Source organism: Brevibacillus sp. HB2.2 (genome assembly GCF_013284275.1).
GTDB lineage: Bacteria > Bacillota > Bacilli > Brevibacillales > Brevibacillaceae > Brevibacillus > Brevibacillus brevis_D.
Map to the genome: position 1 here is coordinate 56,203 of NZ_JABSUV010000032.1, position 15,338 is coordinate 71,540.

Annotated in this window: 16 protein-coding genes; 5 read left to right on the forward strand and 11 right to left on the reverse strand. The window is 47.8% G+C overall.

The window, feature by feature from the left end; translation table 11 throughout:
* The first annotated feature begins 1 nt into the window (after window position 1).
* Window positions 2-1,474, forward strand: coding sequence for a methyl-accepting chemotaxis protein (locus tag HP401_RS32430; RefSeq protein ID WP_087344134.1), 1,473 nt, complete (start codon window positions 2-4; stop codon window positions 1,472-1,474).
* Between the two features lie 114 nt (window positions 1,475-1,588).
* On the forward strand, window positions 1,589-2,638 hold the full coding sequence (locus HP401_RS32435; RefSeq protein WP_173606464.1) for an alpha/beta fold hydrolase: 1,050 nt from the start codon (window positions 1,589-1,591) through the stop codon (window positions 2,636-2,638).
* A 126-nt stretch (window positions 2,639-2,764) separates the two neighbouring features.
* Here the strand turns inward: HP401_RS32435 and HP401_RS32440 are convergent, their stop codons facing one another.
* The 3 genes from HP401_RS32440 to HP401_RS32450 form a co-directional block, all read right to left on the reverse strand.
* Window positions 2,765-3,052 carry a YiaA/YiaB family inner membrane protein gene (locus HP401_RS32440; RefSeq protein WP_012684813.1) on the reverse strand — a complete coding sequence of 96 codons (288 nt, stop codon included), beginning with the start codon at window positions 3,050-3,052 and terminating at the stop codon, window positions 2,765-2,767.
* A gap of 87 nt (window positions 3,053-3,139) precedes the next feature.
* Window positions 3,140-4,297, reverse strand: a complete 1,158-nt coding sequence (gene yhbH, locus HP401_RS32445; RefSeq protein ID WP_173606465.1) for a sporulation protein YhbH — start codon at window positions 4,295-4,297, stop codon at window positions 3,140-3,142.
* A 76-nt stretch (window positions 4,298-4,373) separates the two neighbouring features.
* Entirely contained in the window at window positions 4,374-6,272 is a 1,899-nt protein-coding gene (locus HP401_RS32450; RefSeq protein ID WP_173606466.1) for a PrkA family serine protein kinase, read from the reverse strand.
* A gap of 357 nt (window positions 6,273-6,629) precedes the next feature.
* Here HP401_RS32450 and HP401_RS32455 point away from each other — a divergent pair, with 357 nt between their 5' ends.
* Window positions 6,630-6,830 (forward strand): hypothetical protein, encoded by a 201-nt coding sequence (locus HP401_RS32455; RefSeq protein ID WP_173606467.1) that lies wholly within the window; start codon window positions 6,630-6,632, stop codon window positions 6,828-6,830.
* A 238-nt stretch (window positions 6,831-7,068) separates the two neighbouring features.
* Here HP401_RS32455 and HP401_RS32460 read toward each other — a convergent pair whose 3' ends face one another.
* The 3 genes from HP401_RS32460 to trmL form a co-directional block, all read right to left on the reverse strand.
* Window positions 7,069-7,629 carry a hypothetical protein gene (locus tag HP401_RS32460; RefSeq protein ID WP_173606468.1) on the reverse strand — a complete coding sequence of 187 codons (561 nt, stop codon included), beginning with the start codon at window positions 7,627-7,629 and terminating at the stop codon, window positions 7,069-7,071.
* 147 nt (window positions 7,630-7,776) lie between these two features.
* Window positions 7,777-8,502: an HAD family hydrolase gene (locus HP401_RS32465; protein ID WP_173606469.1), complete on the reverse strand. Its 726-nt coding sequence runs from the start codon at window positions 8,500-8,502 to the stop codon at window positions 7,777-7,779.
* Window positions 8,503-8,527: 25 nt separating this feature from the next.
* Complete coding sequence (gene trmL, locus HP401_RS32470) at window positions 8,528-8,998, reverse strand: tRNA (uridine(34)/cytosine(34)/5-carboxymethylaminomethyluridine(34)-2'-O)-methyltransferase TrmL (RefSeq protein ID WP_173606470.1); 471 nt, start codon at window positions 8,996-8,998, stop codon at window positions 8,528-8,530.
* Window positions 8,999-9,136: 138 nt separating this feature from the next.
* Between trmL and HP401_RS32475 the strand changes: the two genes are divergently transcribed.
* Entirely contained in the window at window positions 9,137-9,838 is a 702-nt protein-coding gene (locus HP401_RS32475) for a ferric reductase-like transmembrane domain-containing protein (RefSeq protein ID WP_173606471.1), read from the forward strand.
* Here HP401_RS32475 and HP401_RS32480 read toward each other — a convergent pair whose 3' ends face one another.
* The 4 genes from HP401_RS32480 to rnhA all read right to left on the reverse strand — a co-directional run bounded on the left by HP401_RS32480 (window position 9,839) and on the right by rnhA (window position 13,080).
* Window positions 9,839-10,810, reverse strand: coding sequence for an amidase domain-containing protein (locus tag HP401_RS32480; protein ID WP_173606472.1), 972 nt, complete (start codon window positions 10,808-10,810; stop codon window positions 9,839-9,841).
* A 127-nt stretch (window positions 10,811-10,937) separates the two neighbouring features.
* Entirely contained in the window at window positions 10,938-11,471 is a 534-nt protein-coding gene (locus HP401_RS32485; protein ID WP_173606473.1) for a methylated-DNA--[protein]-cysteine S-methyltransferase, read from the reverse strand.
* A 26-nt stretch (window positions 11,472-11,497) separates the two neighbouring features.
* The gene (queG, locus tag HP401_RS32490; protein ID WP_173606474.1) at window positions 11,498-12,649 is read right to left on the reverse strand and encodes a tRNA epoxyqueuosine(34) reductase QueG; all 1,152 of its coding nucleotides are present in this window, start codon (window positions 12,647-12,649) and stop codon (window positions 11,498-11,500) included.
* Complete coding sequence (gene rnhA, locus HP401_RS32495) at window positions 12,646-13,080, reverse strand: ribonuclease HI (protein WP_026134128.1); 435 nt, start codon at window positions 13,078-13,080, stop codon at window positions 12,646-12,648. Before rnhA ends, queG begins: the two co-directional genes overlap by 4 nt.
* A 114-nt stretch (window positions 13,081-13,194) precedes the next feature.
* On the opposite strand from rnhA, the gene HP401_RS32500 reads away from it, so the two are divergent.
* Entirely contained in the window at window positions 13,195-13,866 is a 672-nt protein-coding gene (locus tag HP401_RS32500) for a B3/B4 domain-containing protein (protein ID WP_173606475.1), read from the forward strand.
* Between the two features lie 15 nt (window positions 13,867-13,881).
* On the opposite strand, the gene HP401_RS32505 is transcribed toward HP401_RS32500, so the two are convergent.
* Entirely contained in the window at window positions 13,882-15,213 is a 1,332-nt protein-coding gene (locus tag HP401_RS32505) for a purine/pyrimidine permease (protein ID WP_173606476.1), read from the reverse strand.
* Between the last annotated feature and the right edge of the window lie 125 nt (window positions 15,214-15,338).

Sequence of the window (15,338 nt, forward strand, 5' to 3'; positions counted from 1 at the left end):
CATGGATAACATTGATCTATTGAGAAGAAGAAACAATTGGGTCGTAATCGTATTCGCAAGTATTATTACGGTTGTTCAGGTCTTAAACCTCTTTCTAGGCGTCTCGTACACATTCGTTTTCACAATACTGGGTATTTTGTATGGCGTACTGGCACCTTTTACTTACATCTCCAATCGCCCGAGCTTCCGTGAAAAAGCAGCGCCCTTCATGAAGTTCTTCAACTTAGTCGTAATCGGGATCTTCATGTTCATTGTAGTTGGACTGGACCCGCATATGATCAATATCATGACCATTATGTTCTTTGTAGCCGTCATGGGGATTTATCAAGACCGACTCATCAATATTTTGACCATTGTATCGACATTAGGCATTGTCTCTTACTACTTCCTGACACAGAGAGAATTGATTTTCCATTCGACAAGCAATCTTGACCTGATGTACTTCCTGCTCACCTTCTGCTTCGTCTCTATCACGAGCATGATGCATGCTGTATTCAATAACAAACTGCAAGAGGAAAGTGAGCAACAAAAGCAAGAAGCGATTGCCTCGAAGGAATCGTTGCAACGTGTTCTCGATCAGATCAACGAGTCTCTCACCTCTATGCAAGACTATCAAGAGAATTTGAACAAGGTAACAGATGGTGTAAATGTTCGCGCTGTCGAAACCGTTGCTTCCCTGCAAGACATTATGGAGTCCTTTACGGTCCAGACTAGCAATACGGACGAGCTGCGTCGGGAAATGAGCTCGACGAATCTGCAAGTTGAGGACATGACCCGCTCTGTTACAGAGATGCATGAGTACGTAGAATCGACCAAAGAAGCCACTAGCGAGAGTGGAAAACGCATTGGCAACATCGGCAATGACTTTGAACGATTCATCACGGACATCCAAGGTACGAACCAGCTGATTCAAGAGCTCAATAAAGAAACCGAATCGATTGGGAAAATCATTCAAACCATTTCCGATATTTCTGCACAAACCAACCTGTTGGCACTCAATGCCACGATTGAAGCGTCTCGGGCAGGTGAACACGGCCGAGGATTTGCTGTCGTAGCAGATGAAGTACGCAAGCTCGCTGAATCCTCCAAGCTATCCTCCGAGTCGATCTCGAGCTTGCTCATGACCATTCGTGAAAAAATGAAGCTCGTATCGGATATGATTTCCGAGTCACAGACGTCTTTTGAGAAAAATAGCGAGGGCATCCTCGAAGTACAAGAAATGTTCACCAATGTAGACAACTACATGCAAAACTTCGCAGATAAAACGAAGAATCTGCAAGAGTTCATCGTCCATGTTCACAGCATGATTCAGGAAGTCGGCGCAAAAGTAGAAGTCAACGCCGATATTACTGACAAGAACAAAGAGAGCCTGGAAGAAGTGCTTGTTCTCGTTTCTGAGCAAAAAGACGAAGTCGTTAAGGTTTCTGGCGGCTTTGAGAAAATCGAACAGCAAATGCGTGGTCTCCATATGTAGCCTTCCTGCAACCGCCTTTTCAATGGCGGTTGTTTTCTTTTTTCATTTTGTAACTGAATAGGTATATAATAAGAATATTCTGATATCAATCATTCGAAAGGAGGCACATCATTGATGGATGCACGAATCGAAACCAAAACGATTCAGACCGATCGATTGCTCGTTTCCTACCTAACAGCAGGCGTACCGGAAGGAGAACCGCTCCTCCTCATTCACGGCAATGCGTCAGCCAACTTGTTCTGGGATGATACCATTGCGGCGCTATGTGACCAGTACCGTGTATATGCACCTGATATGCGAGGCTATGGAGCAAGTGAAGCATTGCCCATTGATGCGACACGCGGTTTGCGAGACTGGTCGGATGACCTTCATTCGTTTATTCGGGCATTGGACTTGCCAACACCTGTCCATCTTGCCGGCTGGTCGTTGGGTGGCGGGATCGCGATGCAGTTTGCCATCGATCACCCGCAGGAAGTCCGCTCTCTGATTCTCATCGCCCCTATGTCCCCTTACGGCTTTGGTGGAACCAAGGATATAGCTGGCACCCCGTGCTTTAGCAGCTTCTCGGGTTCAGGTGGGGGAGCCGTCAACTCCGAGCTGGTCAAAAGGATTGCAGCCAAGGATATGAGCAATGAATCTCCCTCCAGTCCTCGCAATGTCATGAATCAGCTTTATTTCAAGCCCCCATTCCAAGTTGGTCCAGAGCAGGAAGACCGTTATGTGCGCGCCATACTCTCTACGAGAACGGGAGAGGACTTTTACCCCGGTACCTTTGAATACGTGAACGATTGGCCCGGTGTTGCTCCTGGAACGACAGGAATTACGAATGCGATTTCTCCCAAATACGTAAATTTGTCCGGGATTGTCCAAATGGAGCCGAAGTGTCCGATTTTATGGATTCGCGGTGCAGATGATGCCATTGTCTCGGATCAGTCGCTTGCTGATTTCGGTACGCTGGGCAAGCTTGGCTATGTCCCCGGATGGCCGGGGGAAGACGAATATCCCCCGCAGCCGATGGTCTCCCAAATTCGTAACGTGCTTGAACAATATCAGCGCGCGGGTGGTTCCTATCAGGAGATTGTCATGGAAAATGTGGGGCACGCTCCACATATTGAGAAAGCAGAGGAGTTTATCGAGCTCATTCGAAAAACCGTCAGGGCATGACTCTGACGGTTTTATTATGCGATCGATTGGTTCCGGTTCCCCCGATAGCTGCATCCCCGGCCAATTTTGGTCAGAACACTCCAACCGCAAGTGTATCCGTAGGTGTCAGGATTATCCTGATAAGGGCTATTTCGGCGTTTCTTTCTCCACTTTCGATACCTTCAAGTTAAATTCTCTTTCCTGCTCCTCAATAATCGCCCGATCCTCTGCATTATCTCTCACTACTTTTTGCGTCAAAATCGATCCAACTGCCACCAGAAGCATGCATGCGATATAATACCCCTTTTCGTGCAGCTGAAGACCCGTCGCATTGTATAAACCGATGGAAAATAGCAGTACACCTGCGCCCAATGTAAAGTATGCCAAGAAAGTGAAGGCTCCCGTGTTGCGCATCCGATGCTTTTGTGGATACATAGTAACACCCCTCACATTTTGTTCATCCGACTCATGCAAACAAATACAAGTCAACCGGACGATTTCTCGCCCGGTTGCTTCTATGGATTACCTCACAGCTTCTTTCTTGCCAAAGAAAGTACGCAACGCCTTGTATACCTCGCCCTTTTCCCGAATGACACAATGCATGAATTTCGGCTCCTTGATGTGGCGATACGCTGACATAAGGGTGCTGTGCCTATTATACTGATTCACTTCCCCATAGCCGAACATGTTGCATCTCTCCATGAGCTCTTTTACCAGCTTTACGCAGCGCTCATTGTCTGATGTGAGGTTGTCGCCATCGGAAAAATGGAACGGGTAAATGTTGTACTGCGATGTCGGGTAGCGGCTATCGATGATCTCCAACGCTTTTTTGTAAGCAGAGGAGCAGATCGTCCCCCCGCTCTCCCCTTTCGAGAAAAAGGTGTCCTCCGTCACTTCCTTGGCATCCGTATGATGGGCAATGAAAACGATCTCGACCTTTTCGTACTTGGTGCGTAGAAACCGTACCATCCAGAAGAAAAAGCTGCGGGCGATATACTTTTCAAACACACCCATACTACCCGACGTATCCATCATCGCAATAATGACAGCACTGGAATGAGGCTTGATGATCTCTTCCCACGTCTTGAAGCGAAGGTCATCATCGGTGATCCCCAGCTCCATATCACTGTAGCCTGCCAGCGCATTTCGGCGAATGGCCGCAATCAGCGTACGTTTTTTATCAATGTTACCCATCAAGCCCTTTTTCCTGACATCATTGAACCGAGTCTCTTCCACGACGATTTGTTCCTCGTCTTTTTGTTGAAGGTTCGGCAGCTCCAGCTCGGCGAAAAGCATCTCCTGCAATTCTTCTACGCTGATTTCAGCCTCATAGTAGTCTACACCTGGCTGATCGCCCGCTCCCTGACCCTTTCCTGGCCCTTGCGCTGGATCGCCGTCACGGGCTACGACATCGCCTACTTTACTGTTTCCTTTACCTTGACCGCCATGTTTTCCCTTTTGGAAGTTAAAACGCAATCGGTATTCATCCAGGGAGCGAATAGGGATCTTAATGACTTCCCGACCATTCGACATGATGATGTTTTCTTCGCTGACGAGATCGGGCAGATTTTTTTTGATCGCTTCTTTCACTTTTTCCTGGTGTCGATTTTGGTCCTGGTACCCTTTGCGGTGCAGCGACCAGTCTTCCCGGGAGACAATGAACGATGATTCATCTTTCATGCCGTCTCCTCCTAGCAACTGGCGCAATCTGCGCCGAATATGATTATGACGTGCCCCTCATGTCGCCAACGTTCTGTCATCTGTTCAACAGGCTTCCCACGTAGCGCAGCAGCTCATTTGCGCAAACCGGGCAATATTGATGCTCTTCGATAAGACGCTTGGTGACCTCATTAATTTTCTTGAGCTGATGCTCATCCGGCGTTTTGTTCGAGGTCGTAATCTTGACGACATCCTTCAGATCGGCAAACAGCTTCTTCTCGATAGCTTCCCGTAGACGATCATGCGTGCTGTAGTCAAAACGCTTCCCTTTACGCGCGTAGGCCGAGATACGGATGAGAATTTCTTCACGGAAGGCCCGCTTGGCATTTTCCGAGATGCCGATTTGCTCCTCGATGGAACGCATCAGGCGCTCATCTGGATCCATCTCCTCACCTGTAACGGGGTCACGGATTTTGTTCATGTTGCAATAAGCTTCCACATTATCCAAATAGTTATCCATAAGCGTTTTTGCCGACTCTTCGTAGCTGTAGACAAACGCCTTCTGCACTTCTTTTTTCGCCAGCTCGTCGTATTCCTTGCGCGCGATCGAGATGAAGTTCATATACCTCTCCCGTTGCTCCTTGGTGATGGACGGATGCTGGTCAAAGCCTTCTTTTAGCGCCCGAAGAATATCAAGCGCATTGATGCACTCCGTGTCGCGACGGATCAGTGCACTAGAGATACGGTTGATAACATAACGCGGATCAATACCGGACATTCCTTCATCGGCATGCTCGTTACGCAGCTCTTCCAGATCGGCTCCCTTGAAGCCTTCCACCGATTCACCGTCATACAGCCGCATCTTTTTCAGCAGATCGGCCCCTTGTTTTTTCGATTCTTTCAAGCGGGTCATAATGGAAAAGACTGCTGCTGACCGGAGCGCATGCGGTGCAATATGCACATGCCCCAAGTCGGATTGCTTAATTAATTTCGCGTATATTTTTTCTTCGTCACTGACACGCAGATTATACGGCATCGGCATGACGATAATCCGAGATTGCAGTGCCTCATTTTTCTTATTTCCAATAAAAGCCTTGTACTCCGATTCGTTCGTATGCGCAACAATCAGTTCATCTGCAGAAATGAGGGCAAAACGACCTGCCTTGAAGTTTCCTTCCTGCGTCAGCGACAGGAGATGCCACAAAAATTTCTCGTCGCATTTCAGCATTTCCTGGAATTCCATCAATCCGCGATTGGCTTTGTTCAGCTCCCCATCAAAGCGATACGCACGAGGGTCGGACTCAGAGCCGTACTTCGTAATCGTCGAAAAGTCGATGCTCCCCGTCAAATCGGCAATATCCTGTGACTTCGGATCGGAAGGGCTAAATGTACCGATCCCGACACGATTGGCTTCGGAAAACAAAATCCGGCGAACAGGGAAATCCTCGATGCACCCTCCGTATTCGGTCTCCAACCTCATCCGGTTATAGGGCGTCAATTCTCCTTCAATCTTGATGCCCAGCTCTTCTTCTACCTCTGGACGTAGCTCGTGCGGGATAAGATGAAGAGGCTCTTCGTGCATCGGGCAACCATCAAGTGCAAAGATCGCTCCGTCTTCCGTTCTGGAATACTCCTCCAATCCCCGCTTGAGCATCGTCACGAGCGTAGACTTACCGCCACTGACAGGTCCCATTAAGAGCAAGATGCGTTTGCGGACATCCAGACGACGTGCAGCCGAGTGGAAATATTCCTCCACTAGGCGCTCAACAGAACGATCCAATCCGAAGATTTCTCGACTAAAAAATTGATACGAACGTGAGCCGTCCTCGTTCTCTTCAACCCCCGCGCTTTTAATCATGTTGTAGACGCGTGAGTGCGCCGTCTGGGCAATTTGCGGATTTTTACGTACTAGTTGCAAATATTCGGCGAATGTTCCTCTCCACATCAGGTTTTCTTCGCGGGCCCGGTGCTCAGCGATCCGTTTTAAAATGTCCATGTTCGACACTCCTCCCTCTTAAGCCCCTCTCTCTTCCCAACGACAATGTACTCTCATGTATATGTCCGCCTGCGGTCACGCATTCACGTGCAAGCCGTTTTCTCCGGTTGCCAACAGGCTCTTACAGCCTTTACATATGTGTATGCGCGACATCAGCACAAGTTTCAGCAATCTTCCCATAAAAATACGGCACATTGCTTTTTGGCGGCTTGGAAGATTACGGAATTGTAAGGTTTAACGAGCGTAGCTGTAAGTTGATTCGATAGTTTGTAATCCCTCTCCCCCTGTAAAATACAATCATAAGCAACATACACGGAAAGCCAATATGGATTGGCGTAAAATAACGGAGGAACGAACATGGACATCCAAACAGAACGCATTCAAGTGAAAAAAGGACTTTATTTGACCGGCATCGCAACCTTGGTGATTCTCTCGGTATTTATTTACCAAGCAGTGACAGGAATGGAACTCGATACAGGAGAAATACTGAGTGTGCCCATTTCGCTTTGTGCCTTCTTCAAACTCGTGAATGACCATCGAAAATTGTCACTTACGTAAGGGAGCAACAGCTTTAAGGCGTTTGCAAAGTGGGCAGGCTACGCTATAATGGGAGTAGTTTGTTTACGAAAGGGGCTGTCAAACGTGGGTACATTTATCGTAGCATTGGTCTTTGGAGCTTTTCTGTTTTTCACTCTGACAGCTGGCTACAACGAGGACAAAACCTGGAACCTGTAAGAAGCATCCAGGGAAAAAAGCAGGCTGCCTACTGTGGCGACCTGCTTTTTTTGTTTTCTTGTTATTTCTTATTCTCTTTCTTTTCTGCTTTTTTCGCTACGATTTCTGCCTTGATTTCTTTTGCGCTCTTGCCTACTGTTTCAACGCCCCACTTGGCAGCCTTTTCTTTCAGGTTCGTGAGCTGTTCTTGTTTCTTCGCTTCTTTTGCTGCCTTTTTCTCAGCGTTTGCTGCTTTTTTTGCTACTTTTGCTTCTTGAATAGCCGCTTTTACTTCCTTCGCTGTTTTACCTGCCGTATTAACGCCCAGCTTTACAGCCTTACCGTTTAGCTTCGCGAGCTGTTCTTGTTTCTTCGCTTCTTTTGCTGCTTCTTTCTTAGCATTTTCTGCTTTCTTTGCGGCTTTTGCTTCTTGAATGGCGGCTTTTACTTCCTTATTTGTTTGATCCGTGGTTTCGACGCCCCACTTGGCAGCCTTCGCGTTCAGTTTTGCTCTATTTTCTTCCTTTTTCTCCGCTTTCGAGTGTGTAGCTGTAGAATCTGCTACTGTATCCGCCGCAGCCACTACAGAGATACCACTAAACAGCAAGGTAGCCATTACCAGAGACGAAACAAGTTTTTTCATGCAAGATTTCCTCCTTTTATTATGTAAAACGTGGTTGTACACCCTCTAGCCTACCTGATGATTTTGGGAAAAGTATGTGAAAAAGCAGGCTTGGCCATTTTTTCAAACGGACAACCTGCTTCTCGGTTATACTTTCATAATGATTCCTTACCCTGCAAACACACCACTTTTTTCAGAAAGCGCCGTAAACAGCTCTTCTAATGATCCCCGCTGATTGACCTGATACTGAGGCTCACCACGGTCTTCCATCCAATTGGTTACCAGAAACGTTTTCATTCCCAGCTTGGATGCGACCATGTCCTCCTGCATGTGATTCCCGACCATGACACAATCTGTCGGCTCAACCCCAAGCTTTTGGCAAATCTCATTATAATAACCAGGATTCGGCTTCGTGAAATGCGATTCCTCGTAGACAGTGACCAACTCGAAATCATCCGGGGACATCCCGATCCAAGCGAGGCGATGGTGAATCGCATCCCGTGGGAAAACAGGATTCGTCGCTACTGCAACCCGAAATCCTTGCTCTTTGGCGGCAGCAATAATCTGCTTTGCCCATGGCGAAGGATACGTCAAGTGAGAAAGTGTCGGAAATACATCGCGATAAAACGAATCGAACAGAGGCCATATTTCCTCTCGATCCCACTCACTGTGTTCCATAAAATGTTCGATAAAAACTTGCTCGTTTGTCTTGTCGGGCTCTTGGTTCATGATCATTGCTTTGGTCGCATCCCAAATCAGCGCCAACAGCTTTTCGGTATCGTACTTATCTCCGACATGACGGCCTACTTCAACCAAGTAACTTTTGACAAAGGGTTCAGTCTGCATCTCTAATAGCGTACCGTCCAAATCAAACAGGATGGTGTTCACAGTCATAATGGATATCTCCCTCCCAAATGCCTTACGATAACGATGGAAAACCTAACTGGCGAAGTCCCTCAAACAAGACAATTGCTGCACAATTGGACAGGTTCACAGAACGGGTCGCACCGCTCATCGGGATGCGAATAGTCTGCTCCCGATATTTTTCTGTCAGCTCTTCCGGCAAGCCCGTCGTCTCCTTGCCCAAGATAATGTAGTCGCCATCTTGGAAAGAAACGTCCGTATACAACTTTTCCCCCCAGGTCTCCACAAAGTAAAAAGTGCCCGCACCTTCCCCTTGTGCCTCAACAAAGTGCTCGAAGCTCTCATGATGGTGAACGTTAACCGCATGCCAATAATCGAGACCAGCTCGCTTTAGGTAACGATCGTCTGTTGAAAATCCCAGTGGATGAATCAAATGCAGATGCGCTCCTGTCGCTGCACATGAACGGGCGATATTTCCCGTATTGGCAGGGATGAGCGGCTCATGCAAAACAATATGTAACGGCATATCTGAAAATCTCCTTGTAAATTGCGAACTTGTTACCAGTACATGTCCTATTATACCACCGTGCCCAGCTTCTGTAACAAATGGAGTGCCAGCTGCATCTAATCAGAAAACTTTAGCTATCAAAGGAGTGATGATTAGATGGGGACACCCATTTGGCGACGCCTTATCGCACATGTGAGCATCCTGAGTTTGATCCTGTTAGGTGCCAGTTGGATGTGGGTTGATTTTTCTTCGTTTCCCGTCCTAGAAACATGGAGCATGCTTCTCGGCTATCTCTCATTTATTTTGATTGGCTGCACCTTATTGATTGGCCCACTCCAGTCCTTGCTCCCTGCTGGCTGGTTGACTATCAGCTCGTCCATCCGTCGAGATATCGGGATATGGGCTGGGCTAACTGGACTTCTGCACGTCATTCTTGTGCTCGTCCTTTTTGAAAATGAGCCTCGCCTAATGATCATTCAAGAAAACCGTTCCGAAAAGGCTGATGGCTGGCTGGGTCTGTTCTTTTTCGCTTCCTCTGATCCAACCATGTGGCCATCTCCCAACTGGACCCTTACAGGCGTTGCGAACTACCTTGGGTTGCTTGCCTTTTTCATTCTACTAGCCCTGTTGCTGACATCTTCTGCACGCGCAGAAAAATGGCTGGGTGGCTCCAGTTGGAAAAGGCTTCATCTCGCCAATCCATGGCTTTTTGTCATCGTCTTGTTCCATGGCTTGATTTACATCCAATCCATCAAAGGAGAACCACATACCTTTTCAGACATACTCGTTTTCGCAGCAATGATTTGGCTGGTTCGCAGCATCGCTTTTATACGAAGAGCTTTTTATCGCAAGAGGTAATTACACCCCTCTTATATGAAAGAAGGCATAGCGCATGTTGGGCGTATAGGCTGTGGAATCCTCATATGCCCAGTAGCGCATGCTGCTATCTGTCGTATGGGCGTTCACTAACGGCATCTGATTCGCGTCTTTTGCGACCACGATCGTATTGTGCTGAAAACGCCCATCTCCGTTAAAATCATAACAAATGATATCACCTGGGACCAATTCGGCCGCAGAGCTTTTCGAAACTGCCCGCATAGGTGCTCCACCCGATTTCAAAAGCAAATACAAGCTATGCGCGACCGTCCAGCTATAACTCCAAGAGGCGCCTTTTCCCGTGCGAATCCACCAGCCTTTACCCATCTCTTTAGACATCAGCATAGGGATTCCGCCTGCGTGTAAACATTGCGAAATAAAGTTCGTGCAGTCATCCGTAAAACGAGGATACACAGGATTGGTCGTGTTCCAGTAGCGTTCCGCGTACGCGACTGCATTTGCAGCATTGTACCCTCCCGCTCCATGCACGATCAGCATCGGTTGGTCGATGGCATCCTCGACGCCTGACACAACGATGATAGGCTCCTCCTCCTCTTCCTCGATCACCAATTTTTGATCACCATTCGATTCCCTTGCTCCGATGATCGACCACTTTTCGTTCGTTTTGAGCAACTGGAGCTGGAACAATCGTTTGTTTGCCTCTTTGTACTTGGTTTGCTTGATCCCCAGCGTTTTATTTTCTTGCCATTGAACCGTTATTTCCATGGTAGCATCAGTATCTACCCAGCACATGGGCGTTACTTGTCCCTGGACAGCCAATAATTTGACTCCCCGTTCCTCAGCTCTCTGCTTCTCCCGGTTCAGTCGATTCCACTCTTCCTGTACGCCAGAATCTTCTGTGCAATAAAAAGGCAGCAGCCGCTCATACTTTCCATCCATAGATGACTGGTGAACTGCTTGAAAGTATTGCTGAACAAATTCACGCCACTCCACTTTCCCCTCCTCCTTTCCGCCTCCAGACTGCGACAAAGCTCATGAACCGTTCATCTCATTGAAGAATATGTCGCTCGTGGAGCATTCAGAAGAAAAAGAAAAGCTGTCCGAGCAAGCAGACAGCTTATTAGGAAGAAGCGTGAGCAAAAAGTGGACCTTCTTCTAGGGAAAGTAAATATTCTTTAATGGATAAGCCACCGCCGTACCCGACCAAGGCACCATTCGAGCCAATGACACGATGGCACGGTATAATGACAGGAATCGGATTACGATTGTTCGCACCGCCAATAGCCCGAACAGCTTTCGCCGCTCCAATTGCCAAGGCAATATCTTTGTAAGAACGAGTTTCTCCATAGGGAATGTTCGATAGCTCATTCCAAACAGTCTTTTGAAAGGGAGTTCCGTATAATACGGTTGGAACATCAAACGTCTTGCGTTTGCCTGCAAAATACTCTTCTAGCTGTATTTTTGCAGGCTCATTAATGGCATCGTTACGCGTAGGGGTAATCCCTACGAACGTTTTTTTGCACCAGCGCACAAGTGGCTCCAATCCGTCTTGTTCATTGGCAAACTGAATGTAGCATAGCCCTTCTTCTGTAGAAGCCAAGAACAATGGTCCAATCGGTGAATCCATCATGGTATAGCCTAATTCCTTTGCCATTTAACGTCCTCCCTCTCTTCTTCAAACTAAGCCTGTTCACGAATCATGCTCATGCCTTTTTCTATCTCTTCCACCACTTCGGATGACGCCTCTTTTGCTTTTGCGGTAATGAGCGCCTCTTGTGCCTGCTCTCCCCCGATTTTTCCAAGCGCCCATGCAGCAGTTCCGCGGATGACTGGACGAGGGTCTTCAAACAAAAGACGCTCCAAATGAGGAACAGCCGTCCGATCCTTGAAATGGGCAAGTGCTAGTATGGCATTGCGCTGAATGGGCTTTTTGCCCCGCCAAGATGAAGAGGATTGTCCGAACTTTTCCTTGAACTCCTTATTGCTCATCTGAAGCAGCGGAATCAATAAAGGCTTGGCAATCTCCGGGTCAGGTTGAAATTCAGCATGATGGTCGTTGTCGATGCGACGATTCTTCGGACATACCGTCTGACAAGTATCGCAGCCATACAGCCGATTCCCGATTTTTCCGCGGAATTCATCTGGAATGAAGTCTTTCACCTGTGTCAAATAAGCTACACATCGCTGTGCATCAAGCTGCCCGCCCTGAATCAAGGCTCCGGTCGGACAAGCGTCTACACATATATTACAGTCGCCACAGCCTTCTTCGATTGGTTGGTCGCTTGGCAACGGAAGATTCGTTACAAGCTCCCCCAAGTACACCCATGATCCGAACTCCGGCGTTATGATGGCGCAGTTTTTTCCTACAAACCCAATCCCGGCTCGCTCGGCTACCGCACGATCAGACAGTGCTCCCGTATCTACCATGGATTCGATCCGAGCCCCTGGCTCCAGCTCCATAATGAATCGCGTCAGCTTGTCCAGCTTGTCGCGCAGAACGTGATGGTAATCGGTTCCCCATGCTGCACGGCACAAGATTCCCCGATATGCACCAGGCTCTGACTTTGGTGGATTTTTGAGCTTGGAAGGATAGGCCAGCGCTATCGAAATCAGCGAACGTGCCCCGTCCAACAACAGTTCCGGGTTTGTCCTCTTTTCTAAATCAGGCTCTTCAAATCCAGATTCATAACCCTTTTCCCGATGTACAAGAAGCCGTTCTTTTAAGGTCGTGAATGGATCGGCACTGGCAAACCCGATCTTATCGATTCCGATTTCCTTTGCATAATCAATGATGGACTGCTTTGTCTGCTCCCAGTACTGCAAGTCGTTCACAGTTGTTTAATCGCTCCTGTCGCCAATTCGTCGCAGCGGTTATTCCATTTGTTGTCAGCGTGTCCTTTTACTTTCACGTACTCTACCTTGTGGGTGTCCATCAATTGCAGCAGTTCTTTCCATAAGTCCTGATTCTCCACCTGCTGGCCTTTACTGTTTTTCCAGCCGTTTTTCAGCCAGCCTTTATACCAGCCTTGCTTGAAACAGTTGACCAAGTATGCACTATCACTGGACAGCGTCACCTTACAAGGCTCCTTCAGTGTTGACAGCGCCTTGATGGCCGCCATCAGCTCCATTCTGTTATTCGTTGTATGTGGTTCGGCACCGGACATTTCCTTGATGTGTTGGCCGTACATCAGTACAGCTCCCCAACCACCTGGTCCTGGATTGCCGGAACAAGCTCCATCTGTATAAATCTCAACCTCACGCATCGTCATCGTCAGGATTCCCTCCTCTGTTCTCTTCTATTGTATCGAAGCTTAGTCGCTTCCACAAAAATTTTTTGTTATACTACCAAAAATAGGTTCAGTAAGGAGTGTCTATCGATGAAAGTTCAGCTAGATCCTTCCGTGTCCGAGCATCTGCCGCAATTTTCTCTCGGCATTTTACAATACAGCAATGCTTCCGTCAGTGACTCCCCCAAAATGCTACAGGGACGTATCAATTATTATGTGGAGAGCTTGCGGCTGGATCACGACACCGCAAACCTGATAGAAATTGAAGGCATCCGCGAGTGGAGAGCCTGCTTTAAGCAAGTTGGTATCGATCCGTCCAGATACCGCCCCTCCTCCGAGGCATTGCTTCGCCGGCTGTTGCAGGGAAATCCTTTTTTCTGGATCAACAGCGCCGTTGATGTGAATAATTTTTTCTCGGTTTTGCACGCGCTTCCGTTCGGGATTTATGACGTCAATCACTTAGCGGGGGATATCACTTGTCGACTCGGCCACGCCGCAGATGTCTATGAAGGATTAAATGGACGCGAAGTCAACATGGAAGGGAAACTACTACTCGCCGATGGTAACGGCGCATTTGGGAGTCCCATTGTTGATTCCAAGCGTTCATGCGTAACGGAACAAAGCCGCGCTCTCCTCCAGGTCATCTTCTTCCATGAAAAAATGGAACCATCTAAAAAAGAAGAAATCGTAGGTTCAGTTGGTCGCATGTTTACGGAAATCAACGGTGGCGAGCTGACTCACTCCTCTATCGTTACTGCCTAAGAAAAAGACGGCCCGTCATGCAGCCTGGCCGTCTTTCTTTACGTTATCTTCTTCCTTTTTTCTAAAAACGATATGTTCCAGGACCAGGCACACAATAACACCGAGCAATAAGCCATTTCCAAACAAGAAGCTAGCCAATGCAGGGAGTTTCTGCCAAGCTACAGCAGGTACGAACATGACTCCGATCCCGACCAAAAGCGAGCTCCCCCCAACAATTATCGTGCGTTCGTCCATCTTCACATTTACGTAATCCTTCAACCCGAAGCCCAGCAGTTGCGTATAGGAAATGAACATCGCTGCATATGCCACTGGAGTAGGCAAAGCCGCCAAAAAGTGAGCAACAGTAGGAAGCAGCCCAATCAGCATCATCCCCAGCATCGCTATGACAAATGGGAGGCGCGAAGCCATTTTCGTCGTTTGAATAACAGCTGCTGCCAAGGAAAGTGGAATCATACCTACCACACCGCTCAAGCCTGACAGGAAATGGGATACCCCTGTAAAAATACCACCGCGATTGTACTGCTTTTCAGTAGGCACCGTGTCTGTCGCTTTTCCCATAACCGACAAACTCGTCATGAGGTTTGTCAACAGAACGAATCCTGTCAGCATACTCGTTAATACAACGCCCCAATCCCAGCGTGGGGGTCCCCAAAAGAAAATAGAAGGCCATGAAAATAATTGCTCAGTAGGCCGGACCGGTTCTGTCCATCCAAGAAGCGCGTACACGATCCAGCCTCCAACCATGCCAAACAAAACGGCAAAACTGGAGAATCTCTTCGTCCGCATAATGAACACAACAAGGGCTACGATCCCTATGGACACAAGTGCTACACCCGGTTGTACCTCTCTAGAATGCTGAAAACCAATACCGAGCATGCCCGTGAGAATGTTACTACACAAAGAAACAGCAAGTAAAATCATATACGTACCTGAAACCAACGGCGTAAACCACTTCTGTAATTTTCCAATCCAGCCTAATAAGCCAAAAATGAAAAAGAGTAGACCTGCTAGTATCATACCCACTTGAAAGGATTGACCAATTTCTTGTGGATGGAGACCCATGCTCGTTCCGAGTTGAGCCAAAATGATAAAGATCCCCCACCATAGTCCAGCCGGACCTTCTATCATCGGATAACGGTGTCCAATCCAAACTTGCAGTAGTGACGCGAGTCCAATGTAAAACATGGTCTGCTGCATCAGCTTTCCAATTTCATCAGCCTGCAAGCCGTACATATCTCCAATCATTAGTGGTACCGCCACACTGCTGGAAACAGTTACGATCATCCATTGCAATACAGACAGCGTTGTGATCCCCATTGGCGGCTTGTCTTGCAGTTTGTAAAACACCTCAACCACCCCGTCTTTTTGCGTACACAAGTTGTCTATTTCCCTGTCTACACTATGTGCATATTAAAGCAGAAAAAAACCCCAATCATCAAGATATCTTGACATTCAGGGTTAGCCTGTAAAAG

Bases quoted from the DNA above. Each gene is read 5' to 3' on its own strand.
- HP401_RS32430 (WP_087344134.1), top strand. From the start codon at position 2: ATGGATAACATTGATCTATTGAGAAGAAGAAACAATTGGGTCGTAATC.
- HP401_RS32435 (WP_173606464.1), top strand. From the start codon at position 1,589: ATGGATGCACGAATCGAAACCAAAACGATTCAGACCGATCGATTGCTC.
- HP401_RS32440 (WP_012684813.1), bottom strand. From the start codon at position 3,052: ATGTATCCACAAAAGCATCGGATGCGCAACACGGGAGCCTTCACTTTC.
- yhbH (WP_173606465.1), bottom strand. From the start codon at position 4,297: ATGAAAGATGAATCATCGTTCATTGTCTCCCGGGAAGACTGGTCGCTG.
- HP401_RS32450 (WP_173606466.1), bottom strand. From the start codon at position 6,272: ATGGACATTTTAAAACGGATCGCTGAGCACCGGGCCCGCGAAGAAAAC.
- HP401_RS32455 (WP_173606467.1), top strand. From the start codon at position 6,630: ATGGACATCCAAACAGAACGCATTCAAGTGAAAAAAGGACTTTATTTG.
- HP401_RS32460 (WP_173606468.1), bottom strand. From the start codon at position 7,629: ATGAAAAAACTTGTTTCGTCTCTGGTAATGGCTACCTTGCTGTTTAGT.
- HP401_RS32465 (WP_173606469.1), bottom strand. From the start codon at position 8,502: ATGACTGTGAACACCATCCTGTTTGATTTGGACGGTACGCTATTAGAG.
- trmL (WP_173606470.1), bottom strand. From the start codon at position 8,998: ATGCCGTTACATATTGTTTTGCATGAGCCGCTCATCCCTGCCAATACG.
- HP401_RS32475 (WP_173606471.1), top strand. From the start codon at position 9,137: ATGGGGACACCCATTTGGCGACGCCTTATCGCACATGTGAGCATCCTG.
- HP401_RS32485 (WP_173606473.1), bottom strand. From the start codon at position 11,471: ATGGCAAAGGAATTAGGCTATACCATGATGGATTCACCGATTGGACCA.
- rnhA (WP_026134128.1), bottom strand. From the start codon at position 13,080: ATGCGTGAGGTTGAGATTTATACAGATGGAGCTTGTTCCGGCAATCCA.
- HP401_RS32500 (WP_173606475.1), top strand. From the start codon at position 13,195: ATGAAAGTTCAGCTAGATCCTTCCGTGTCCGAGCATCTGCCGCAATTT.